Source organism: Caballeronia zhejiangensis, assembly GCF_022879815.1.
Classification (GTDB): Bacteria; Pseudomonadota; Gammaproteobacteria; order Burkholderiales; family Burkholderiaceae; genus Caballeronia; species Caballeronia zhejiangensis.
Genome location: NZ_CP084288.1, coordinates 361,023 through 387,359, shown reverse-complemented (window position 1 = coordinate 387,359; position 26,337 = coordinate 361,023). Strand labels below are relative to the sequence as shown.

Genomic DNA, 26,337 nt, shown 5'->3' with positions numbered 1-26,337 from the left:
TCGTTCGATAGCAGCGCCACCGGCCTAAGCCCGTGGCGCTGTTCGTTCTCTACTTCGCTGATGCACCAATCACATTCATCGATGCGAGGTTCTGTCCGATCATCGCGAGCGACGATGGCAGGCACATCTCGCCATGCATGCAGTCGATGTCGTAGTTCACGATCGAACCATTCACGCACGCTCGCCATTGCGCGCTACGTCGGGGTTGTCCGGGCGCTTCGGAGCGCGTCGCCGTGAAATAGACGATATCGCCATGGAACGACCGGGGCGTGTACATCGATTGCAACTGCATGTTCCGTTGCGTCGTGCCGATCAGCGTTGTGACGTGCTCGTCGGTGATATACGCCGGTATCAGCCGATGCTCACGCAGCGCGACCACGCGCTCGGTGGTCGATTGCAATGCCTGAAGCGTGAGCGTCAGATCGGGCGACATGTCCGGGAACGTCGCGGCGAACAGCGCCCATTCATCGACTTCGGATGCAGTGAGTCCGTCCGGAAGACGCGAATCCAGCAACACGAGCTCGCCGATCTTCTCGCCAAGGTTTTGCAGTTGCGTCGCCATTTCGTACGCGAGCAGTCCGCCGAAGGACCAGCCGAGGAGGTGATAGGGACCGTGAGGCTGAACCGTGCGGATGCGCGCGATATAGTCCGCCGCCATGTCGACGATGCTCGCGGGACGGTAGCCGGGCTCCTTCAACGCCGGCGTCTGGACGGCGTAGAGGGGCCGGTCGTCATCGATGATCTTCGCGAGACCCGCATAACTCCACGCCAGTCCGCCGACCGGATGAATGCAGAAGAGCGGTGCGCCGCTCCCCGATGCCCGGATAGGCAGAATCGGATCGAATTCGTTGTTCGAAGGCGCGGCGTTCAGTTGATCGGCGAGTTCCGCGACCGATGGCGCATTGAAGAGAACGCGAATCGAAATGTCCTGGCCGAGCTTCGCGTGAATCGATGCCATCAACTGAACAGCCAGCAACGAATGCCCGCCGAGCGCGAAGAAGTTATCGAAGACACTCACGCGCTCGAGTCCGAGGACGCTGGCAAAGCACTGCGCGAGCGTATGTTCGAGCGAGGTGCGCGGCGCGACATAAGCGGCGAGATCCTGCCACTGCGGATCGGGCAATGCGCGCCGATCGAGCTTGCCGTTGGGCGTGAGCGGAAGCGCATCGAGCGTGACGAACGCCGATGGCACCATGTAATCCGGCAAGCGCGCAGTCACATGCTCGCGAAGCGCATTCGTATCGATAGCGGTGGCGCCAGTGACATAGGCGATGAGCTGCTGGTCCTGCGTCTCTTCACGCCGCGCGCGTGCGATGACGACGGCCTCGCGCACGGCCGGATGACTCGCGAGCTGCGCTTCGATCTCGCCGAGTTCGATCCGGAAGCCGCGAATCTTGACCTGATGATCGTTGCGTCCGAGGAACTCGAGATTGCCATCGGCGCGATAGCGCGCGAGATCGCCCGTGCGATAGATGCGCGCATCGGCAATGAACGGATCGTCGAGGAAGCGCTCGGCGGTGAGCTCGGCACGATTGAGATAACCACGCGCCACCCCCGCGCCACCGATATACAACTCGCCCACGGCACCCGGCGGCACGAGCCGGTAGTGCGCATCGAGCACGTACAGACGCGTGTTGGCAATCGGCCGGCCGACCGATACCGTGGATGACCTATGCGCGTCGCGGCCCGTGCGATAGCACGAGGACCAGACCGTCGTTTCAGTCGGACCGTAGAGATTCCACAGCGCCTTGACCTTCTCGTTCAGACGCGCCGCGAGGTTCGCGGACAACGCTTCGCCGCCGCACAGCGCGGTAAGCTTCGCGCTGCCGCTCCACTGCGTGTCGAGCAGCATGCGCCAGGTGGCCGGGGTCGCCTGCATGAAGCTGATGGCGTGTGCATCGATGAGCGCTTGCAACGCGAGCGGATCGGCCGCATCGTTGCGCGATGCGAGCACGATGCACGCGCCGGCGCTCAAGGGTAAATACAACTCCAGGCCCGCGATATCGAAGGATATCGTCGTGACAGCGAGCAGTGTGTCGGCGGCGTTCATCGAGGTGATATCGCGCATCGAGCACAGGAAGTTCAGCATCTGGCGATGCTCGATCATCACGCCTTTGGGCTTGCCTGTGGAGCCCGATGTAAAGAGCACGTATGCGAGATGATGTGGTTCGATTCTGGTTTGAGGATTGTCCTCTGATGCATCGAGCGATGCGTCCGGATCGAGCACGCTCAACGTACCCGTATCGCCGAGTGCTTCACGGCCGATGGCATCGGCGAGCAAGAGGCGCGGCGTCGAGTCAGTGAGGATGTGAGTCAGGCGTTCGCCGGGGTAAGCCGGATCGAGCGGCACATAGGCGCCGCCCGCTTTGAGTATCGCGAGCAACGCCACCACCATGCCGATGCCACGCTCCACGCACAGCGCCACGCGATCTTCCGGACGCACGCCCAACTTGATCAAATGATGCGCGAGCCGATTGGCACGCGCATTGAGTTGCGCATACGTGAGCGTCTGATCTCCAAAGATCAGCGCGATCGCATCGGGCGTGCGCTCGACCTGCTGCTCGAACAACTGATGAATGCACAGATCGACAGGGTACGACGCAGCCGTATCGTTCCACGTCTGGACCAGTAACTGACGCGTCTTGGGCGGCAGCACATCGAGTTGGTCGACGGGCGTCTGCGGTGCCTGCTCGAGTGCCTGCACGAGGCTCGATAACGCTTGCTCCATGTACCCGCACAACTGATCGGGCGAGAGCGGCGCGAGCGTTTGCGCGGTCAAGCCAAGGCTCTCGCCGTTGTCTTCGACAGCGAGCATGAGCGGATAGTTGGTGCGCTCTTCGGCGCCCAGCAGCTCGATCCCCTCGAAGGCATATTGTTCATCGGCGACGGCCTGGTTGTGGCGATAGTTCAGCAGCGCGCTAAAGAGCGGCGCGGGCGCGGCCACGCCACTGCATCGCTGAGCGAGTGCGAGCGGAGCATGCTGATGCTGCAGCAAGGCCGCGAGACGTTGATGCGTGTCACGCACGCTATCGACAACAGAGACATCGTTCACATCGAGGCGAATCGGCAAGGTGTTGATGAGCAGCCCGAGCGCCTGATCGACACCTGCCTGCATGCGCCCGAGCAGCACGGTGCCGAAGACGATGCGGCCATCGCCGGTGCTTGCCGCGTCGAGCACACGCGCCCATGCGAGATGACAGAGACTGGCGAGACTGACGCCGAGGTCTCGCGCCTGCGTGCGCAGACGCGTGTTCAACGCCGCGGGCAACGTCACGCGAGCTTCGGCAACCGAGGAGCCGTCGTGATGCACATCGGTGAAGCCGAAGGGCAGCGTGGGCTCGCTGAGCGCGGCGAGCATGTCGCGGAAGAACGCTTCATGCTCCTGCTGAGTGGCGCCGAGCCGCGCCTGCGCGACCAGATCGCGAAACGGTTGCGCCACATCGAGCGCATCGGCATGGCCCTCGAGCAATGCGCTGATCTCTTTCTGAATCACTTCGAGCGTAACGTGATCGCCGATCAGGTGATGCCACACGAGCAGCGCGAGCCAGCGCGGCGAATCGTGTTCCTTCGCGAGGGTGAGCCGAAGCAGGGGCGCCCGATGCAGAGGCAGGCGTTGCGAGCGCGCATCGAACAGACGCGCGAGTTGATCGACAGCCGGACCGTGCGCGGGATCGAGCTCGATCTCATCGATGGTGACAGGCGCTTGGCGACAGACGACTTGCGCGGGCGTGCTGATGCCGTCGTGGATGAAGGCGGTGCGCAGGATGTCGTGCCGTGCGATGATCCGTTGCAGCGCATCGAGCCAGGCATCCAGACGCTCGCGGCTATCGAAGGCGATGCGCGCGGTTTGCAGATACGGGTCGCCCTCGGTGCTCAGCATGTGATGGAACAGAATGCCTTCCTGCAGCGGTGCGAGCGCGTAAATGTCCTGCACGTTCGTTATGCCGCCCGGGACTTGTTCGACGATGGAGTCGATATCCGCTTGCGTCAAGGCGATGAGCGGCAGCATGGCAGGGGTGAGCGCGGTCGTGTCGGGCGTGATGACATTGGGCGGCACGACGATATCGTGCGCAATCGCACCGCGCTCGATCGATGCGGCAAGCGTGCTGAGCACGGGCGTGGCGAAGAGATCGCGCACATTGGCGTGCAGGCCGATGCGGCGCATGCGTTCGATGAGCGTGACGGCCAGCAGCGAATGGCCGCCGAGCGCGAAGAAGTTATCCTGCCGGCCGACGCGATCGAGGCCCAGCAATTCGGCCCACAGATCGGCGAGCGACGATTCGGTCTCACCCAAAGGCGCTTCGAAGGGACGCAACGCGAAGGCATCGGCGTGCGGATCGGGCAGCGCGTGACGGTCGAGCTTGCCGTTGGGCGTGAGCGGCAGTGCATCGAGCATGACGATCGCTGAGGGCACCATGTAATCGGGCAAGCGCTCGGCGAGATGCTCGCGCAAGACACTGGCATCGACATCGGCGAGCAGCGTGACATAAGCGATGAGTTGCTGATCCTGCGAGGCTTCGCTGCGGGCCCGCGCGATGACGACCGCTTCACGCACGGCGGCATGATCCACGAGTTGCGCTTCGATCTCGCCGAGCTCGATACGGAAGCCGCGCACCTTCACCTGATGATCGTTGCGGCCGAGGAACTCGATGTTGCCATCGGCACGATAACGTGCGAGATCGCCTGTGCGGTACATGCGATCGCCGGGCATGAACGGATCGTCGCGGAAGCGTTCGGCGGTGAGTTCAGGCCGGTTGAGATAGCCACGCGCCACGCCCGCGCCGCCGATATACACTTCGCCCACCGTGCCGAGCGGCACCGGCTTGCATCGCGCATCGAGCAGATAGACGCGGGTGTTGGCGATCGGCTTGCCGATGGTCTCCTTCAGGTGATCGCCCCTATGCATCTCGATCCACGTCGAGTAAGTGGTCGTCTCGGACGGGCCATACAGATTGCACAATCGTTCGATATCGGTCTCGGCGAAGATGCGTTTCATCAGCGCGAGCCTGAGCGGCTCGCCCGCAAGGTTGATAGTCTCGACGGATGCGAGCGATGCGCCTGCATCGAGTAGAGAAGTGATTGCCGAAGGCACCGTGTTGACCAGGCTCACATCGTGCGGCTTCCTGGAAAGTGCGAGGACGTTGTCGACGAGATGCACGGTGGCGCCGCAGGTCAACGGTGCGAAGCATTCATAGATCGAAAGATCGAAATTGATCGATGTGGCAAACAGCGTGTGTGAAAGCTCTTTCGATGTAAAGGCGTTCTGCGCCCAGTTCAGGAAGTTGACGGCGTTTCGATGTTCGATGGCGACGCCCTTCGGCTTGCCCGTCGATCCCGACGTATAGATCACATACGCGAGGTTGTGCGGCGCGACCGGTGCTTGCGGATCGGCCTGCGAGAGCGTTTCGTCGTCGGATGCATGAAGATCGAGTACCGTCAGAGTGCCCGTGTCGCCCAACGCATGACGGCCGGCTGCATCGGCGATCAGCAATCGAGGCGCGGCATCGGCAAGAATGTGATTCAGCCGTTCACCCGGATACGCAGGATCGAGCGGCACGTATGCGCCGCCCGCCTTGAGCGTGGCTATCAACGAGACGATCATGCCGACGCGCCGCTCCATGCATAACGCGACGCGATCTTCCGGACGCACGCGCAGCGCGATCAGTCGATGAGCAAGCCGATTCGCACGCGCATTCAGCTCCGCATACGTGAGGGATTCGTCTTCGAAGATGAGCGCGGTGGCATCGGGCGTGCGTCGAACCTGTTGCTCGAAAAGCTGATGCATGGAGAGGTGCTCGGGGTAGGCGGCTGCCGTGTCGTTCCATCGATCGAACAGCGTATACTCTTCAGGCAACACGAGTTCGAGCGCATGTAACGGTACATCGGGCCGCGCGAGCGCCTGATCCAGCAAGCGCGTGAAGCGTTCGCCGAAACGCACGATAGTCTGCCTATCGAAAAGATCGCTTGCGTAGCTGATGCTGCCCGCGAAGCGGTCGTGCGTGTGAGTCAGGTTCAGCGTGAGGTCGAACTTGGCGCCGGCTTCGGCCGGGGGCAGAAGTTCCAGCGTGAGACCGGGCAAAGCAAGCGCCTCGAGCGGCGCATTCTGCAAGACGAGCATCACTTGAAAGAGCGGCGTACGGCTCGTGTCGCGCGCCGGCGCGAGGGCTTCGACGAGTTTTTCGAAAGGCAGGTCCTGATGTGCGTAAGCGGCGAGCGTCGTATCGCGCACTTGCGTGAGCAATTCGCGCATGCTGGGCGCGCCCGACAGATTCGCACGCAATACGAGCGTATTGACGAACAGACCGATGAGCGGTTCGATCTGTGCATGCGTGCGATTGGCGATCGGCGAGCCGACTGCCACTTGCGATTGCCCGGAGAGACGACCAAGAAGCGTCTGGAGTGTGGCGAGCAGCACCATGAATGGCGTCACGCCTTCTCGATGCGCGAGCGTGGTCACGCGCTCCGACAAGTTGGGACTCAGCGAAAAGGGCAATGTTGCGCCACGTCCGCTGATCCGCGCAGGGCGAGGGCGATCGGTCGGCAGATCGAGCGGTGCGAGTTCGGCGAGCTGAGTGCGCCAGTATTGCGTCTGTCGATCGAGTTCCGCGCCGGTGAGCCAATCGCGCTGCCACAACGTAAAGTCGGCATACTGCACGGCCAACGGCGGCAAAGCGAGCGCTTCGTCATGCAACGCGGCCTCATAGCACGCGCCGAGTTCACGCACGAGCACGCCGATGGACCAGCCATCGGAGATGATGTGATGCATCGCGAAGAGCAGCACATGCTCGTCTTCGGCGAGGCGAAGCAGCCGCGCGCGAAGAAGCGGCCCGTGCTGAAGATCGAAGGCTCGCGTGGCTTCGGCTTGCGTGATCCGGCGGACTTCGGCGGCTTGCGCGTCGGAGGCGAGCGTGCCGAGTTCGACGAGAGGCAGTGCGATCCGCAATTGCGTCGCGATACATTGAACCGCCTGCCCGTCTTGTTGCACGAAGGAAGTACGCAGGCTTTCGTGACGCTCCACGAGGGCATTCAACGCAGTGTCGAGCGCCGGAACATCGAGCGACCCGCTCAGGCGCACGGCTACCGGAATGTTATAGGTCGACTGTCCGGGGTTGAGCTGTTCGAGGAACCACAAGCGTTCCTGCGCAAAAGACAGCGGTAAATGCTGCGGCCGCGTGCGTGCTTGCAGTGTCGGGATTGCGCTCACGCGACCCGCTTCCTGCTGTAAGGTTTCGCCGAGCGAAGCCACCGTCGGCGCATCGAACAATGTTCGTAAGGGCAATTCGATGCAAAGCGCCTGACGCAAGCGCGATACGAGTTGCGTGGCCAGCAACGAATGCCCGCCGAGCGCGAAGAAGTTGTCGAAGACACTCACGCGCTCGAGTCCGAGGACGCTGGCAAAGCACTGCGCGAGCGTATGTTCGAGCGAGGTGCGCGGCGCGACATAAGCGGCGAGATCCTGCCACTGCGGATCGGGCAATGCGCGCCGATCGAGCTTGCCGTTGGGCGTGAGCGGCAGCGCATCGAGCGTGACGAACGCCGATGGCACCATGTAATCCGGCAAGCGCGCAGTCACATGCTCGCGAAGCGCGTTCGTATCGATAGCGGTGGCGCCAGTGACATAGGCGATGAGCTGCTGGTCCTGCGTCTCTTCACGCCGCGCCCGTGCGATGACGACGGCCTCGCGCACGGCCGGATGACTCGCGAGCTGCGCTTCGATCTCGCCGAGTTCGATCCGGAAACCGCGAATCTTGACCTGATGATCGTTGCGTCCGAGGAACTCGAGATTGCCATCGGCGCGATAGCGCGCGAGATCGCCCGTGCGATAGATGCGCGCATCGGCAATGAACGGATCGTCGAGGAAGCGCTCGGCGGTGAGCTCGGCACGATTGAGATAACCACGCGCCACCCCCGCGCCACCGATATACAACTCGCCCACGGCACCCGGCGGCACGAGCCGGTAGTGCGCATCGAGCACGTACAGACGCGTGTTGGCAATCGGCCGGCCGACCGATACCGTGGATGACCTATGCGCGTCGCGGCCCGTGCGATAGCACGAGGACCAGACCGTCGTTTCAGTCGGACCGTAGAGATTCCACAGCGCCTTGACCTTCTCGTTCAGACGCGCCGCGAGGTTCGCGGACAACGCTTCGCCGCCGCACAGCGCGGTAAGCTTCGCGCTGCCGCTCCACTGCGTGTCGAGCAGCATGCGCCAGGTGGCCGGGGTCGCCTGCATGAAGCTGATGGCGTGTGCATCGATGAGCGCTTGCAACGCGAGCGGATCGGCCGCATCGTTGCGCGATGCGAGCACGATGCACGCGCCGGCGCTCAAGGGTAAATACAACTCCAGGCCCGCGATATCGAAGGATATCGTCGTGACAGCGAGCAGTGTGTCGGCGGCGTTCATCGAGGTGATATCGCGCATCGAGCACAGGAAGTTCAGCATCTGGCGATGCTCGATCATCACGCCTTTGGGCTTGCCTGTGGAGCCCGATGTAAAGAGCACGTATGCGAGATGATGTGGTTCGATTCTGGTTTGAGGATTGTCCTCTGATGCATCGAGCGATGCGTCCGGATCGAGCACGCTCAACGTACCCGTATCGCCGAGTGCTTCACGGCCGATGGCATCGGCGAGCAAGAGGCGCGGCGTCGAGTCAGTGAGGATGTGAGTCAGGCGTTCGCCGGGGTAAGCCGGATCGAGCGGCACATAGGCGCCGCCCGCTTTGAGTATCGCGAGCAACGCCACCACCATGCCGATGCCACGCTCCACGCACAGCGCCACGCGATCTTCCGGACGCACGCCCAACTTGATCAAATGATGCGCGAGCCGATTGGCACGCGCATTGAGTTGCGCATACGTGAGCGTCTGATCTCCAAAGATCAGCGCGATCGCATCGGGCGTGCGCTCGACCTGCTGCTCGAACAACTGATGAATGCACAGATCGACAGGGTACGACGCAGCCGTATCGTTCCACGTCTGGACCAGTAACTGACGCGTCTTGGGCGGCAGCACATCGAGTTGGTCGACGGGCGTCTGCGGTGCCTGCTCGAGTGCCTGCACGAGGCTCGATAACGCTTGCTCCATGTACCCGCACAACTGATCGGGCGAGAGCGGCGCGAGCGTTTGCGCGGTCAAGCCAAGGCTCTCGCCGTTGTCTTCGACAGCGAGCATGAGCGGATAGTTGGTGCGCTCTTCGGCGCCCAGCAGCTCGATCCCCTCGAAGGCATATTGTTCATCGGCGACGGCCTGGTTGTGGCGATAGTTCAGCAGCGCGCTAAAGAGCGGCGCGGGCGCGGCCACGCCACTGCATCGCTGAGCGAGTGCGAGCGGAGCATGCTGATGCTGCAGCAAGGCCGCGAGACGTTGATGCGTGTCACGCACGCTATCGACAACAGAGACATCGTTCACATCGAGGCGAATCGGCAAGGTGTTGATGAGCAGCCCGAGCGCCTGATCGACACCTGCCTGCATGCGCCCGAGCAGCACGGTGCCGAAGACGATGCGGCCATCGCCGGTGCTTGCCGCGTCGAGCACACGCGCCCATGCGAGATGACAGAGACTGGCGAGACTGACGCCGAGGTCTCGCGCCTGCGTGCGCAGACGCGTGTTCAACGCCGCGGGCAACGTCACGCGAGCTTCGGCAACCGAGGAGCCGTCGTGATGCACATCGGTGAAGCCGAAGGGCAGCGTGGGCTCGCTGAGCGCGGCGAGCATGTCGCGGAAGAACGCTTCATGCTCCTGCTGAGTGGCGCCGAGCCGCGCCTGCGCGACCAGATCGCGAAACGGTTGCGCCACATCGAGCGCATCGGCATGGCCCTCGAGCAATGCGCTGATCTCTTTCTGAATCACTTCGAGCGTAACGTGATCGCCGATCAGGTGATGCCACACGAGCAGCGCGAGCCAGCGCGGCGAATCGTGTTCCTTCGCGAGGGTGAGCCGAAGCAGGGGCGCCCGATGCAGAGGCAGGCGTTGCGAGCGCGCATCGAACAGACGCGCGAGTTGATCGACAGCCGGACCGTGCGCGGGATCGAGCTCGATCTCATCGATGGTGACAGGCGCTTGGCGACAGACGACTTGCGCGGGCGTGCTGATGCCGTCGTGGATGAAGGCGGTGCGCAGGATGTCGTGCCGTGCGATGATCCGTTGCAGCGCATCGAGCCAGGCATCCAGACGCTCGCGGCTATCGAAGGCGATGCGCGCGGTTTGCAGATACGGGTCGCCCTCGGTGCTCAGCATGTGATGGAACAGAATGCCTTCCTGCAGCGGTGCGAGCGCGTAAATGTCCTGCACGTTCGTTATGCCGCCCGGGACTTGTTCGACGATGGAGTCGATATCCGCTTGCGTCAAGGCGATGAGCGGCAGCATGGCAGGGGTGAGCGCGGTCGTGTCGGGCGTGATGACATTGGGCGGCACGACGATATCGTGCGCAATCGCACCGCGCTCGATCGATGCGGCAAGCGTGCTGAGCACGGGCGTGGCGAAGAGATCGCGCACATTGGCGTGCAGGCCGATGCGGCGCATGCGTTCGATGAGCGTGACGGCCAGCAGCGAATGGCCGCCGAGCGCGAAGAAGTTATCCTGCCGGCCGACGCGATCGAGGCCCAGCAATTCGGCCCACAGATCGGCGAGCGACGATTCGGTCTCACCCAAAGGCGCTTCGAAGGGACGCAACGCGAAGGCATCGGCGTGCGGATCGGGCAGCGCGTGACGGTCGAGCTTGCCGTTGGGCGTGAGCGGCAGTGCATCGAGCATGACGATCGCTGAGGGCACCATGTAATCGGGCAAGCGCTCGGCGAGATGCTCGCGCAAGACACTGGCATCGACATCGGCGAGCAGCGTGACATAAGCGATGAGTTGCTGATCCTGCGAGGCTTCGCTGCGGGCCCGCGCGATGACGACCGCTTCACGCACGGCGGCATGATCCACGAGTTGCGCTTCGATCTCGCCGAGCTCGATACGGAAGCCGCGCACCTTCACCTGATGATCGTTGCGGCCGAGGAACTCGATGTTGCCATCGGCACGATAACGTGCGAGATCGCCTGTGCGGTACATGCGCTCGCCGGAAGCGAAGGGGTCGGCGACGAAGCGCTGCGCGGTGAGCGCCGCGCGCCGCAGATAGCCGCTCGCGAGACCCGTACCGCCGATATACAACTCACCCGTCACGCCGAGCGGCACAGGACGCAGGAATTCATCGAGAACATAGGCTCGCGTGTTGGCCAGCGGTCTCCCGATGGGAATCGACATGCCGTATGCGATGTCATCGTGATAGGCATGCGTCAACACGCCCACGGTCGTCTCGGTCGGGCCATAGTGATTCAGAATGCGCATGCCGGGCTTCAGTGCCTGCACGCGGCGGATCCAGTCGGAGCGCGTCGCTTCCCCGCCTAGCACGAGCAATTGCGTCGGCAATGCAGGCGCGGTGTCGAGCGTAACGTCAACGAGCGCGCGCAAATGTCCGGGCACGATCTTGAGCACATCGATTCCGCGCTGACGCATGTACTGCCCGAACAGATAGCTGTCAGTGGTGCGGTCGTTCGACAGCACATGCAGCTCGTGGCCAGCGACCAGCGCACCGAACAGAATCGTATTGCCCAGATCGGTCGCGATGGTTGAAGCGAGGGCCATCTTGCACGGCGCGAGCACGTTCATCCTCGCAAGCACGCCGCTCAGATAGTTCGATAGATTCCGATGACTCAGCACGACGCCCTTGGGCTTGCCGGTCGAGCCGGACGTGTAGATCACATACGCGGGGCTGTGCGACTGCAGGTCAATGGCGGGATCGATATCGGGACATGCTTCGATACGGCACGCTTCGTCGTCGGGACAAACGATCGAGACGTTAAGCGCGACCCGTGAAAGACCGTCGAGCAACGATGTCTGAGTCACGAGCAGCGATACATCGGCGTCGTCGAGCATGTACGCGAGGCGCTCGGCGACCGAGGCGGGATCGAGCGGCACATACGCAGCGCCTGCCTTGAGTATCGCCATCAACGCGACGATCATGTCGATGCCGCGCTCCATGCACAACGCGACGCGATGTTCCGGTTCGACGCCAAGCGCGATGAGATGGTGCGCAAGCCGATTAGCGCGCGCATCGAGTTGCGCATACGTGAGGGATTCGTCTTCGAAAACGAGCGCGATCGCATCGGGCGAGCGTCGGACCTGTTGGGCAAAAAGTTGATGGATACTCAAGTGCTCGGGATACGCAGCAGTGGTGTCGTTCCATCGCCTGAGGGATGCATGCTCTTCGGGTAGCACGATGTCGAACGCCTGCAGAGGCGCATCGGGTTTTTCTAGCGCTTGTTCGAGCAGACGCGCGAAGCGTTCCCCGAGCCTCGCAATCGTGTGCTCGTCGAAAAGATCGGATGCGTAGCTCAGGCTACCGGTAAAGCGCCCTTGCGTGTGCGCGAGCTTCAACGTGAGATCGAACTTCGCGCCGGCTTCGGAAGGAGGCAGCAACTCGAGCGTGAGTCCGGGCAAGGCGAGCGGCTCCGTCGGGGCGTTCTGCAACACGAACATCGCCTGGAAGAGCGCCGTACGGCTAGTATCGCGAGCGGGCGCGAGTGCTTCGACGAGCTTCTCGAACGGCAAGTCCTGATGCGCGTACGCGGCGAGCGTCGTATCGCGAACTTGCCTGAGCAATGTACGCAACGAAGGCGAGCCGGAGAGATCCGCGCGCATGACGAGCGTATTGATGAACAGGCCGATGAGCGGCTCGACTTGCGCATGCGTGCGATTGGCGATCGGCGAGCCCACCGCGATATCCGTTTGCCCGGACAAACGCGCGAGGAGCGTCTGGAAGACGGCGAGCAGCAGCATGAAGGGCGTGGCGCCTTCGCGTTGCGCGAGCGCGATCAGCCGCTCGGAAAGCGCCGGGCTGAGGGCGAAGGGCAAGCTGGCGCCGCGCCCGCTGATGTGCGAGGGCCGGGGGTGATCGGTCGGCAGATCGAGCGGCGCGAGGCCTTCGAGCCGATCGCGCCAGTACCGAGTCTGTCTTTCGAGCTCGGCGCCGGCGAGCCAATCGCGCTGCCACAAGGTGAAGTCGGCGTACTGCACATCGAGCGGCGGCAACGCAGCAGGCGCGTTCGACAACGCCGCCGTGTAGCACGCGCCGAGTTCACGCACGAGCACGCCCGTCGACCAGCCATCGTAGATGATGTGATGGATCGTGAACAGCAGGACATGCTCTCGCGCGGACAGGCGCAGCAATCTCGCTCGGAGCAGCGGACCCTGTTCAAGATCGAATGCGCGTGTTGCCTCATCTTGTGCGAGGCGGCGGACTTCGGTGGCCTGCGCATCGGCATCGAGCGTATCGAGCGCGATCAGCGGCACGGTGACCTGCGCTTGCATTGCGATGCGTTGAACCGGAACGCCGTCGTGTTGCGCGAAGCAAGTGCGCAGGACTTCATGCCGATCGATGAGCGCGTTCATCGCGGTCTGCAACGCCCGAGCATCGAGCGATCCGGTGAGACGCACGGCCACTGGAATGTGATACGCGGACTGACCCGGGTTGAGTTGCTCGAGGAACCATAAACGTTCCTGCGCGAAGGACAACGGCAGATGCGCGGGGCGCTCGCGCGTCTGCAAAGGCGGCAAGATGCTCGCGCGATCCGAAGGCGCATCGAGCGTCAGCGCTTCGGCAAGCAAAGCGACGCCAGGCGCATCGAACAGCGTCCGCAAGGGCAGCTCGATCGCAAGCGTCTGACGCAAACGCGAGACGAGTTGCGTAGCAAGCAGCGAATGGCCGCCGAGCGAGAAGAAGTTGTCGAAGACGCTCACGCGTTCGAGGCCGAGTACATCGGCGAAGCACTTCGCGAGCGTGTGTTCGAGCAAGGTGCGCGGCGCGACATACGCGGCAAGGTTTTGCCATTCAGGATCGGGCAACGCGCGACGATCGAGCTTGCCGTTGGGTGTCAGCGGCAGCGCGTCGAGCAGCACGAAGGCCGACGGCACCATATAGTCGGGCAGACGAGAACGTGCATGTTCCCGAAGTGCCTCGATGTCGATATCGCCGGTTGCCGTAACATAAGCGACGAGTTGCTGATCCAGCGTTTTTTGATGCCGCATGCGGCCGATGACGACAGCCTCGCGCACCGACGGATGACTGGCGACGTGCGCTTCGATCTCGCCGAGCTCGATACGGAAGCCGCGTATCTTGACTTGATGATCGTTGCGTCCGAGGAACTCGATATTGCCATCGGCGCGATAACGCGCGATATCGCCGGTTCGATACATGCGCGCGCCCGCGATGAACGGATCATCGATGAAACGTTCGGCCGTGAGTTCGGGCCGGTTCAGATAACCACGCGACACACCCGCGCCGCCTATAAACAACTCACCGATCGCGCCCGGCGGAACCCGCCGAAGGTGCGCATCGAGCAGATAGATGCGCGCGTTGGCAATCGGCTTGCCGATGACCGGCTGCACCTGGTCAGCCGTGATCTCGGTAAGCGCCGCATCGACGGTGCATTCGGTCGGACCGTAGACGTTGAACGCGCGAATCTGTTCAGCGTTCGCCAGTCGATTCCACGTCTGTTGTGTGATCGCTTCGCCGCCGATAAGCAAGGTCAGCTTCGACCGCCGGCGTTCGAGCAAGCCGCTGGCGAGCATGACATCGAGTTGAGTGGGCGTGCAGTCGAGCACGTCGATATCGGCGTTGTTCAGATAGTCGATGAGCACCGCACTATCGGTGCGCACGTCGGCGGGAATCACGATCAGTCGATGACCTGCAAGCAGCGCCGTGAGGCTCTTCAATGAAGAGTCGAACGCGATGCTCGCGTTCAGACCGATGCCGGAGCGCGCGGCGCAACGTGCGAACACCGTCGATTGCAGCGCGTAATGCAGATTCACGACATGGCGATGTTCGACCATCACGCCCTTGGGCTTGCCGGTGGAGCCGGAGGTGTAGATGACGTAGGCGAGATGATGCGGCGCGACGTTCGTTTGCGGGTTCTCTTGTGGGAGCGCTTCATCGAGCGATGCATCGATTTCGAGTACGTCGAGCGCGCCGGTGTCGCCCAATGCTTCCCGGCCCGCGGCATCGGCGAGCAGCAGACGCGGCGCGGCATCGGTGAGGATATGGTTCAGGCGCTCGCCCGGATAAGCCGGATCGAGCGGCACGTAAGCGCCGCCTGCCTTGAGTATCGCCATCAACGCGACGATTATGCCGATGCTGCGCTGCATGCACAGCGCGACGCGATCGTCCGGCCGGACGCCGAGCGCGATCATTCGATGCGCAAGCCGATTCGCGCGCGCATTGAGTTCGGCATACGTGAGCGATTCGCCTTCGAATACCAGCGCGGTCGCTTCAGGCGAGCGTCGTACCTGCTGCTCGAACAGACGATGGACGCATGCATCTTCGGGATGCGCCTCGGCCGTGTCGTTCCATCGTTCGAGCAGCGCATGCTCGTCAGGCAGCACCAGTTCGAACGCGTGCAAGGGCGCATCCGGTTGATCGAGCGCCTGTTCGAGCAGACGCGTGAAGCGTTCGCCCATGCGCACGATCGTCTGTTCATCGAACAGGTCGGTCGCATAAGCGAGCGTGCCTTGGAATCGATCTTGTGTATGCGTCAGATTCAGCGTGAGATCGAACTTCGCGCCGGCATCGGCGGGGCGCATCACTTCCAGCGTCAGGCCGGGCAGCGCGAGCGGCTCCATCGGCGCGTTCTGAAGGACGAACATGACCTGGAACAACGCCGTGCGGCTGGTGTCGCGAACCGGCGCGAGCGCTTCGACGAGCTTCTCGAACGGCAAGTCCTGATGGGCGTAAGCGGCGAGCGTGGTCTCACGCACTTGCGCGAGCAGGTCACGCAGCGACGGCGATCCCGAAAGATCGGCGCGCAAGACGAGCGTGTTGACGAACAGGCCGATGAGCGGTTCCGTCTGCGCATGCGTGCGGTTTGCGATCGGCGACCCTATGGCGATGTCGTTTTGACCGGACAGTCGCGCGAGCAGCGTCTGGAACACGGCGAGCAGCAGCATGAACGGCGTGACGCCCTCCCGATTCGCAAGCGCGTCGATCCGTTCGCATAACGCGGCACCTACCGCGAATGGCACACTCGCACCGCGTCCGCTCATTTGCGATGGACGTGGGCGATCGGCGGGCAGGTTCAGCGGTGCGAGTTCGGCGAGCTGATTGCGCCAGTATTGCGTCTGACGGTCGAGTTCTGCACCCGCCAGCCAATCGCGCTGCCACAAGGTGAAGTCGGCGTATTGCACGGCCAGCGGCGGCAGTGAAACAGGCTCATTGCGTAACGCAGCCGCATAGCCCGCACCGAGTTCACGCACGAGCACGCCCGTCGACCAGCCATCCGAGACGATATGATGCATCGTGAACAGCAGCACATGTTCGTCTTGTGCAACGCGCAGCAGGAGTGCGCGCAGCAACGGACCGCGCTGAAGATCGAATGCCCGCGTGGCTTCGTCCTGCGCGAGTCGACGCAGTTCGGCGGCTTGCGCATCAGATGCAAGCGCATCGAGCGCGATGACCGGCAGCGCGATGTGCAAGTGCGGCGCGATGCATTGCACGGCCTGTCCGTCGTATTGCGCGAACGTGGTTCGCAAGCTCTGGTGACGCTCCACGAGCGCGTTCAGCGCGGTCTCGAATGACGGCACATCGAGCGATCCGTTCAGACGCACCGCGACTGGAATGTTATACGCGGATTGTCCGGGATCCAGTTGTTCGAGGAACCACATACGTTCCTGCGCGAAGGAAAGCGGCAGATGAGCGGGTCGCTCGCGTGCTTGCAGAGGCGGCAAGGCGCTCGCGACGCGACGTGACTCATCGAGCGCAAGCACTTCGGCAAGCGCTGCAACGCTCGGCGCATCGAACAAGGCACGCAGCGGCAAGTCGATGGAGAGCGCTTGGCGCACGCGCGAAACGAGTTGCGTGGCCAGCAGCGAATGACCGCCCAGCGAGAAGAAGTTATCGAACACGGCGACACGTTGAAGGCCGAGCACACTGGCAAAGCATTGCGCGAGGGTTTCTTCCAGCGATGTGCGCGGCGCGACATATGTGGCCTGATCCTGCCACTGCGGATCGGGCAATGCGCGACGATCGAGCTTGCCGTTGGGCGTCAGCGGCAAGGCATCGAGCACCACGAACGCCGAGGGCACCATGTAATCGGGTAAGCCCGATGCAAGATGTTCGCGCAACATGCCCGCGTCGATCTCGTCCGTACCGGTGACGTACGCGATGAGTTGCTGATCCTGCGTCGCTTCATGCCGCGCGCGCGCGATGACGACAGCCTCCCGCACCGACGGATGACTCGCGATCTGCGCCTCGATCTCGCCGAGTTCGATACGGAAACCGCGAATCTTGACTTGATGATCGTTGCGTCCGAGAAATTCGATGTTGCCATCGGCGCGATAGCGTGCGATGTCGCCGGTGCGATACATGCGCCCGCCCGGTACGAAGGGATCGTCGAGGAAGCGCTCAGCGGTGAGTTCGGGACGGTTCAGATAGCCGCGTCCGACACCCGCGCCGCCGACATAGAGTTCGCCCACGGCGCCGATAGGCATCAGGCGGCGCTCGGCGTCGAGCAGATAGATGCGCGTGTTCGCGATGGGACCGCCGATCGGCACCGGGTTCGACTCTTCCGGCAGGCACCGATACGCGGTCGCCCAAACCGTCGCTTCCGTCGGACCGTATTCGTTGTAGAGGGCGACCGGTCGAGGCAGCGTGGAGCTTTGCTTCGCGAGTCCGGGCGGGCACGCTTCGCCCGCTACGATGATCTCGCGAAGCTTATGATCATCGCTCGACGACATACTGTCGAGAATGGCCTGACCGAGCGACGGCACGCACAACACACGCGTGATGTCGCGGTGCCGCACCAGTTCGATGATCGCGTCCGGGTCTCGCGCGGTATCGAGATCGACGAGCGCAAGACAGCCTCCGTTCGTGAGTGTGCCGAAGAGGCCTGCGACGGAGCTGTCGAACGCGAGCGACGACAGCAGCAGGAAGCGTTCGTTCGGTGCGCGCTCATAGAACCGGTGCCGCGCGAAGGTGGACGCGACGAGCGTTCCGTGCTCGATCGCCACGCCTTTGGGCTTGCCGGTCGAACCCGATGTATAGATCACATAAGCAAGGTTGCTCGGCCTGACGTTCGGGTGCGGATCATCCTGCGGATACGCGTCGTCGAGCGCTGCTTGCGGATCGATGACAGTGAGCGAACCCGTGTCGCCCAATGCTTCGCGACCGGCGGCATCGGCAATGAGCAGACGAGGCATCGCATCGGTGAGGATATGCGTCAGGCGTTCGCCCGGATAAGCGGGATCGAGCGGCACGTACGCGCCGCCTGCCTTCAGTATCGCCATCAACGCGACGATTCCTCCGATGCCGCGTTCCATGCAGAACGCGACGCGATCTTCCGCTTGCACGCCGAGCGCGATCAGCCGATGCGCAAGCAGGTTCGCGCGCGCATCGAGCTGCGTGTACGTGAGCGACTGGTCCGCGAAGATGAGCGCGAGGGCATCCGGCGTGCGCCGGACTTGCTCTTCGAAGAGTTGCTGAATGCAAACATCGTCGCGATAAGCCGTTGTCGTGTCATTCCATCGTTCGAGGAGCGCGTGCTCCTCGGGCAGCACGATGTCGAGCGCAAAGAGCGGCGCATCGGGCTGATCGAGCGCCTGTTCGAGCAAGCGCGCGAAGCGCTCGCCGAAGCGCGCGATGGTGCGTTCATCGAAGAGGTCGGTGGCGTAGTTCAGGCTGCCGGTCAGATGGTCTTGCGTATGAGTCAGGTCCAACGTGAGATCGAACTTGGCGCCGGCTTCGGCCGGTGGCAGCGGTTCCAGCGTGAGGCCGGGCAGCGCGAGTGGTTCGAGCGGCGCGTTCTGTAACACGAACATCACCTGAAACAACGCGGGGCGGCTAGTGTCCCGAACCGGCGCGAGTGCTTCGACGAGCTTTTCGAACGGCAAATCCTGATGCGCGTAAGCAGCGAGCGTCGTTTCGCGGACTTGCGTGAGCAACGTACGCAACGACGGCGATCCCGAAAGATCGGCGCGCAGCACGAGCGTATTGACGAAGAGGCCGATGAGTGGCTCGATCTGTGCATGCGTGCGATTGGCGATGGGCGAGCCGACGGCGACATCGTTCTGTCCGGAAAGGCGCGCAAGCAGCGTCTGGAACACGGCGAGTAGCAGCATGAAAGGCGTGACGCCTTCCCGCTGCGCGAACGCATACAGCCGTTCGCACAGCGCGGGGCCGAGCGCGAAAGGCAAGGTCGCGCCGCGTCCGCTGATCTGTGCGGGGCGTGGACGGTCGAGAGGCAAGTCCAGCGGCGCGAGATCGGCAAGACGACCGCGCCAGTATTGCGTCTGGCGTTCCAGTTCCGCATCGGCGAGCCAGGCACGCTGCCAAATCGTGAAGTCGGCGTACTGCACGGGCAAGGGCGGAAGCGCAACCGGCTCCTTGCGCACGGCAGCCGTATAGCATGCGCCGAGTTCGCGAACGAGCACGCCGATAGACCAGCCGTCCGAGACGATGTGATGCATCGTGAACAACAGGACATGTTCAGCGGATGACAACCGCAGCAATCGCGCGCGAAGCAGCGGTCCATGTTGAAGATCGAAGGCGCGCGAGGCTTCGATCTGCGCGAGACGGTGAACCTCGGCGCTTTGCTCATCGGCGACGCGTTCATCGAGTTCGATGATCGGCAGCGCGATCTTCAGACTGGGCGCTATGCATTGCATCGCTTGGCCGTTGTGCTCCACGAACGATGTGCGAAGGCTCTCGTGACGTGCCACGAGCGCGTTCAACGCGGTTTCGAATGCGTGAACATCGAGCGAGCCGAAAAGGCGCACGGCGACGGGTATGTTGTACGTCGATTGTCCCGGATCGAGTTGATCGAGGAACCACAAGCGTTCCTGTGCGAACGACAGCGGCACTTGCGCGGGACGCGGCAACGCTTGCAACGGCGGGCGCGCCCCGGCGCGATGAGCCGTGTCCTCCAACGCGTCGGCGAGCGCGGCGACGCTCGGCGCATCGAACAGCGTGCGCAAGGACAATTCGATCGACAGGGCTTCGCGCAGTCGCGAGACGAGTTGCGTGGCGAGCAGCGAGTGCCCGCCAAGCGCAAAGAAGTCATCGAAGATGCTCACGCGTTCGAGGCCGAGCACGCTGGCAAAGCACTCGGCAAGCGATGTCTCGAGCGATGTCCGCGGCGCGACATACACGGCGAGGTTCTGCCATTGCGGATCAGGCAGCGCGCGTCGATCCAGCTTGCCGTTCGTCGTAAGCGGCAAGGCATCGAGCGTCACGAACGCGGACGGCACCATGTAATCCGGCAGACGCGAACCGAGATGCTCGCGAAGGTCGCTCGTGTCGATGTCGGAAACGCCGGTGATATAGGCGATGAGTTGCTGATCCTGCGTCGCTTCATCGCGTGCGCGCGCGATGACGACGGCTTCGCGCACCGCCGGATGACTGGCGATCTGCGCTTCGATCTCTCCCAACTCGATACGAAAGCCTCGAACCTTGACCTGATGATCGTTGCGCCCGAAAAACTCCAGACTGCCATCGGGACGATACCGTCCGAGATCGCCCGTGCGATAGAGCCGCGCGCCCGGAACGAAGGGATCGTCGATGAAACGCTCCGCGGTCAGCTCGGGCCGATTGAGATAGCCGCGCGCCACGCCCGCGCCGCCGACATACAACTCGCCGACCGCACCGACAGGCGCGAGCCGCTGTTGCGCATCGAGCAGATAGATCGTGAGGTCAGGAATGCGCACGCCGATCGGGCTGTGGCTGTCCGCGCAGTCTTCGCGATCGAGCGGTCGATAAGTCACATGCACGGTCGTCTCGGTGATGCCGTACATGTTGACGAGGCGCGGATGCCGATCCGGATGACGCGCGTACCACGGCTCCAGCATCGAAGGATTCAACGCCTCGCCGCCGAATATCACATAGCGCAACGCGGTGGGCGCATCGTTCGTCTCCTGCGCCTGAATCAATGCGCGAAACGCGCTCGGTGTCTGATTCAGTACGGTCACGCGTTCCCGCTGAAGCAGTCGAAGAAAGTCGGGCGCGAAGCGCGCAAGCTGTTGCGGCACGATCACGAGCTTGCCGCCATAACGCAGCGCGCCCCACATTTCCCAGACCGAGAAGTCGAAGGCGAACGAGTGGAACAGGCACCATACGTCGCGTTCATCGAAATTGAACCAGTCGTGCGTCGCATCGAAGAGGCGAACGATCTGCGCGTGCTCGATCATCACACCCTTGGGCTTGCCGGTAGAGCCGGACGTGTAGATCACGTATGCGAGATGCGACGGAGCGACGGCCGTGACCGGATCGTCTTGCGAGATGTCGTCGTCGAGCAATGCATCGGGATCGATCACGGTAAGCTCGCCCGTATCGCCGAGCGCCGCGCGGCCGGGGGCGTCGGCGAGCAACAGGCGCGGCGTCGAGTCGCTGAGAATGTGGCTCAGGCGCTCGCCCGAATAAGCGGGATCGAGCGGCACATAAGCGCCACCGGACTTGAGGATCGCGAGCAACGCGACCATCATGCCGATGCCACGCTCCACGCATAACGCGACGCGATCTTCCGGCCCCACGCCCAGCGCGATCAGACGATGCGCGAGCCGGTTCGCTCGCGCATTGAGCTTCGCATAGGTCATGGATTGATCTTGGAAGACGAGCGCGACCGCGTCGGGCACGCGCCTGGCCTGTTGCTCGAAAAGCTGGTGAATGCACATGTCCGATGGATACGAAGCCGTGTCGTTCCATGTCTTCACCAGCAGCTCATACGTGTCGGGCGGCACGACGTCGAGCTGATTCACTGGCGTTTGCGGCGCTTCTTCGAGTGCGTGCGCAAGGCTCGACAAAGCCTGCGCCATATATCCACAGAGCTGTGCGGGCGACAGCGGCGCAACGGTCTGCGCGATGAGACCGAGACTATCGCCGTTGTCATCGACGCACAACGTCAGCGGATAATTGGTGCGCTCTTCGGCGCCGAGCAGTTCGATGCCGTGGGTGTGCCGGTCGTCGGATGCGCGATTATGACGATAGTTGAGCAGCGCATTGAAGAGCGGCGCGGGCGCGGCGACGCCGCTGCATCGTTGAGCGAGCGCGAGCGGGGCATGCTGATGCTGCAGCAGCGCGGCGAGACGGTCATGCGCAAGACGCGCGCTGTCAGCGACGGAAGCGTCGTCGATGTCGAAGCGAACCGGCAAGGTGTTGATTACGAGCCCGAGCGCCTGGTCGACGCCCGCCTGCATGCGTCCGAGCAACACGGTGCCGAATACCACGCACCCATCGGAATCCAGTGCGCTGCCCGCGTTCAACACGCGCGCCCACGCGAGATGACAGAGACTCGCGAGACTGACGCCGATATGCCGGGCCTGCGCGCGCAGACGCGCATCGAGTTCGGCGGGCAGCGTGATCTGCGCTTCGGCGACGGCCGAGCCGTCGTGATGCACATCGGTCAAGCCGAACGGCAACGTGGGCTCGCTGACATCGGCGAGCATGTCGCGGAAAAAGGCTTCCTGCGCGTCATGGTTCGCCCCGAGCCGGGCCTGCGCGACAAGGTCGCGGAATGGTTGCGCCGCGCCCAACGCGTGCGCGCGGCCCTCGAGAATCGCGCCGATTTCCGCATGCATGACCTCGAGCGTCGCATGATCGCCGATCAGATGATGCCAGTTCAATTGCATCAGCCAGCGATCCCCGCTCGCGTCGCGTGCGATTGCAATCTGCATCAGGGGCGCGCGAGCGAGATCGAGGCGCTGCGTGCGCGCATCGAAATGATGCGTCAGATCGTCGACCTCGACGATCGTCACGGGCGCATGACGCAGGACGACTTGCGCCGCCGTCGTCACGCCTTCGTGAACGAACGCAGTGCGCAGAATGTCATGCCGCGCGACGACGTGTTGCAACGCATCGACCCATGCATCGAGACGGGCGCGGCTGTCGAACGCGAGGCGCGCGGTTTGCAGATACGGATCGCCTTCCGTCGTGAGCATGTGATGAAACAGGATGCCTTCCTGAAGCGGCGCGAGTGCATAGATATCCTGAACGTTAGAGATTCCGCCAGGCATTTGATCGGCGATGCGATCGATATCCGTCTGCGTCAGCGAGATGAGCGGCAGCATGTCCGGCGTGATGGCGCTGTTCGCGGGCGTGATGACATTGGGCGGCACGACAATGTCGGACTTCGGCGCGGCGTAATCGATGGCATCGGCGAATGCGCTGAGCACGGGCGTCGCGAAGAGATCTCGCACGCTCGCTTGCAACCCGATGCGCCGCAAGCGCTCGATCAGCGTCACCGCGAGCAGCGAGTGGCCGCCGAGCGCGAAAAAATTGTCATGCCGACCGACACGTTCGATTCCCAGCAGTTCAGCCCACAGTCCGGCAAGCGCGCTTTCGGTGCGACCTTGCGGTGCTTCGAAGGGACGCAGCGCGAAGGCGTCGGCTTGCGGATCGGGCAACGCGCGGCGATCGAGCTTGCCGCTCGGCGTAAGCGGCAGCGCATCGAGCGCAACGAACGCGGCGGGCGTCATATAGTCGGGAAGACGCGTGCTCAGATGTTCGCGCAAGTCGCTTGCGTCGATGCCGAATTCATCGCGTGCGGTGACATAGGCGATGAGTTGCTGATCCTGCGAGCCGGGCGTGCGCGAACGCGCAATCACCACCGCATCGCGCACGGCCGGATGACTCGCGATCTGCGTCTCGATCTCGCCGGGCTCGATGCGGAAGCCGCGAATCTTGATTTGCAGATCATTGCGTCCGAGGAATTCGATATTGCCGTCGAGATGAAAGCGGGCGAGATCGCCGGTGCGGTACATGCGTGCGCCGGGCACGAACGGATCGTCGAGAAAGCGCTCGGCCGTGAGCTCGGGACGATTCAGATAGCCGCGCGCGACACCCGCGCCGCCGATATACAGCTCGCCCACCGCGCCAGGCGGCACCGTGCGACGCCGTGCGTCGAGCACATACGTGCGCGTGTTGGCGAGCGGCTTGCCGATAACCGGTCGCGCCTGTTCATGCGTGATCTCCGCGAAAGTCGCATCTACCGTGCATTCGGTCGGACCATAGACGTTGAACGCACGTATGCCTTGTGCGCGCGCAAGACGGCTCCACGTCTGCGGCGTGAGCGGTTCACCGCCGACGAGCACGGTCAGTGGCGCTTGCCGTCGTTCGAGCAGACCGGCCGAGAACAGCGATTCGAGTTGCGTCGGCGTGCAGTCGAAAACGTCGATACCGGATGTGTCGAGAAAATCGACGAGCGCCATCGCGTCGGTGCGCACATCGGCGGGAACGATGACGAGCCGATGCCCGGACAGCAACGCGGTGAGATTCTGGACGGACGCATCGAAGGCGATGCTTGCGTTCAGCGTCACGCCCGCATGCGGCGCGCAATGCGCGAACACGGTCGATTGCAACGCATGATGCAGGTTCATCACGTGCCGTTGCTCGACCATCACGCCCTTGGGCTTGCCGGTGGAACCCGACGTGTAGATCACATACGCGAGATGATGCGAGGCGAGGGCGGGCACATGCGGATCGTCTTTCGGCAGGGCATCGTCGAGCGATGCATCCGGATCGAGCACCGTAAGCACGCCGATATCACCGAGCGCGTGACGGCCCGCTGCATCGGCGACGAGCAACCGAGGCGAGGCATCGCCGAGTATGTAACTCAGACGTTCGCCCGGGTAAGCTGGATCGAGCGGGATGTAAGCGCCGCCCGACTTGAGTATGCCGAACAACGCGACGATCGCGCCGATGCCGCGCTCCATACACAAGGCGACGCGACCTTCGGGACGCACGCCGAGCGCGATGAGCCGATGCGCGAGCCGGTTCGCGCGCGCATTGAGCTGCGCAAACGTGAGCGATGCGCCATCGCAGACGAGTGCGACGGCGTCGGGCGTGAGCCGTGCCTGCTGCTCGAGAAGCCGATGAATGCACTCATGCTCCGAATACGGCGCGGTCGTGTCGTTCCAGCGTTCGAGGAGCGCCTGCCTTTCAGGTAACACGAGCTGAAGCGTATGGAGCGGCGCATCGGGCCGATCGAGCACTTGTTCGAGGAGACGTGTGAAGCGGCGCGCGTGCGCCTCGACGGACTCGGGCGTATAGAGCAACGGATTGCCATCGAACATCAATTCGATGCCAAGTTCATCGCCCTGGTCATGCACGATCAGCGCGAGATCATCGGGCGTGCCATAGAAGGAGCGATTCGAGCCGATGATGCAGCCCGCGAAGTTCAGCGCACGGCTGTACTCCGGCATGATGTTCACCGTGGGACCGAAGAGCGGCCTGTCGGCTTCGATGCGGCCGACATCGCGCCGGATATCTTTCACGCGATAGCGCTGATGACGCAGCACGCGGCGGCTTTGCCGCGAGACGGCATCGAGAAGATCGACGATTGTCGTGCGTTCGTCGACGATCGCTCGTAACGGCAGCGCATTCGACAACATGCCCGGCACGCTTCTCGCCAGACGTCCGACGCGTGCGGCGACGGGCAACCCGAGCACCACTTCGGGCTGGCCGCTCAGACGTGCGACATAGGCGGCCATGACCGCCGTCATGATTTGCGGCCAGGTCGTGCCGTTGCGTTCGGCCATATCGCGCATGAGCGCGGTCGTGTCGGGCGACAGACGGATCCGCGCGCTCGCCTGCGAATAGGCTTCTGCGGGCATCGGCTCGGGCGCCATGCATGCCGAGAGGATCACAGGCTCGGGGCAACCCGCCATGTATTCGTGCCAGAACTGCCGATCGTTTTCGAAGGCGCTGGACGCGCGATACGCGGCGTCGTTATCGAGGAGATCGGCAAGACGCGCCCAGCCGGACGGTGCGGGATCGTCTCCTTGGATCAGTGCCGAGTAAATGGCTGCGAGCCGCTGCGTGAACAGCAAAAACGAAAAGCCATCGAACGCTACATGGTGAATCCGCTGAAAGAAGAAGAAGCGCGTGGGGCTCGCCTGAAAGAGCTGCCCATCGAATAGCGGCCAATGGCCGAGGTCGAAGGCGGTGGCCAGCGCGATCTGCACAGCGCGATCGATTGCTTCCAGCGGATCGGGTGCATCGCTTACATCGACCACGCGCAGTGTGAAGTGCAACGGCTCATCGGGGACGATCTGACGCGGCAACCCGTCGGTGACGGAGAGGCGCACGCGCATGCCTTCGGCTTCGTCGATGGTTTGCCGCAGCGCTGCCTGAAGCGCATCGACATCGAGCGGTCCGATGATCTCCGTGAGTTGAGCAAGATTGAAGCGCGGATCGCGCAAATCGAGTTGCTGTCGAAAGAAGATGCCCGATTGAGCGGGCGTGATGGGAAAACCGTGCATGGCGTCGATCCGTAGTGGAGAGCACGCGCGTGCTCTGAAAGCGATAGTCGAGAACGTCGTCA

At 63.2% G+C, this 26,337-nt stretch carries 1 protein-coding gene; it reads right to left on the bottom strand.

The features are described from left to right. Positions 1-49 precede the first annotated feature (49 nt). A complete protein-coding gene (locus LDZ23_RS34545; RefSeq protein WP_244808886.1) occupies positions 50-26,275 on the bottom strand; it encodes a non-ribosomal peptide synthase/polyketide synthase in 26,226 nt (8,741 codons plus the stop codon). Between the last annotated feature and the right edge of the window lie 62 nt (positions 26,276-26,337).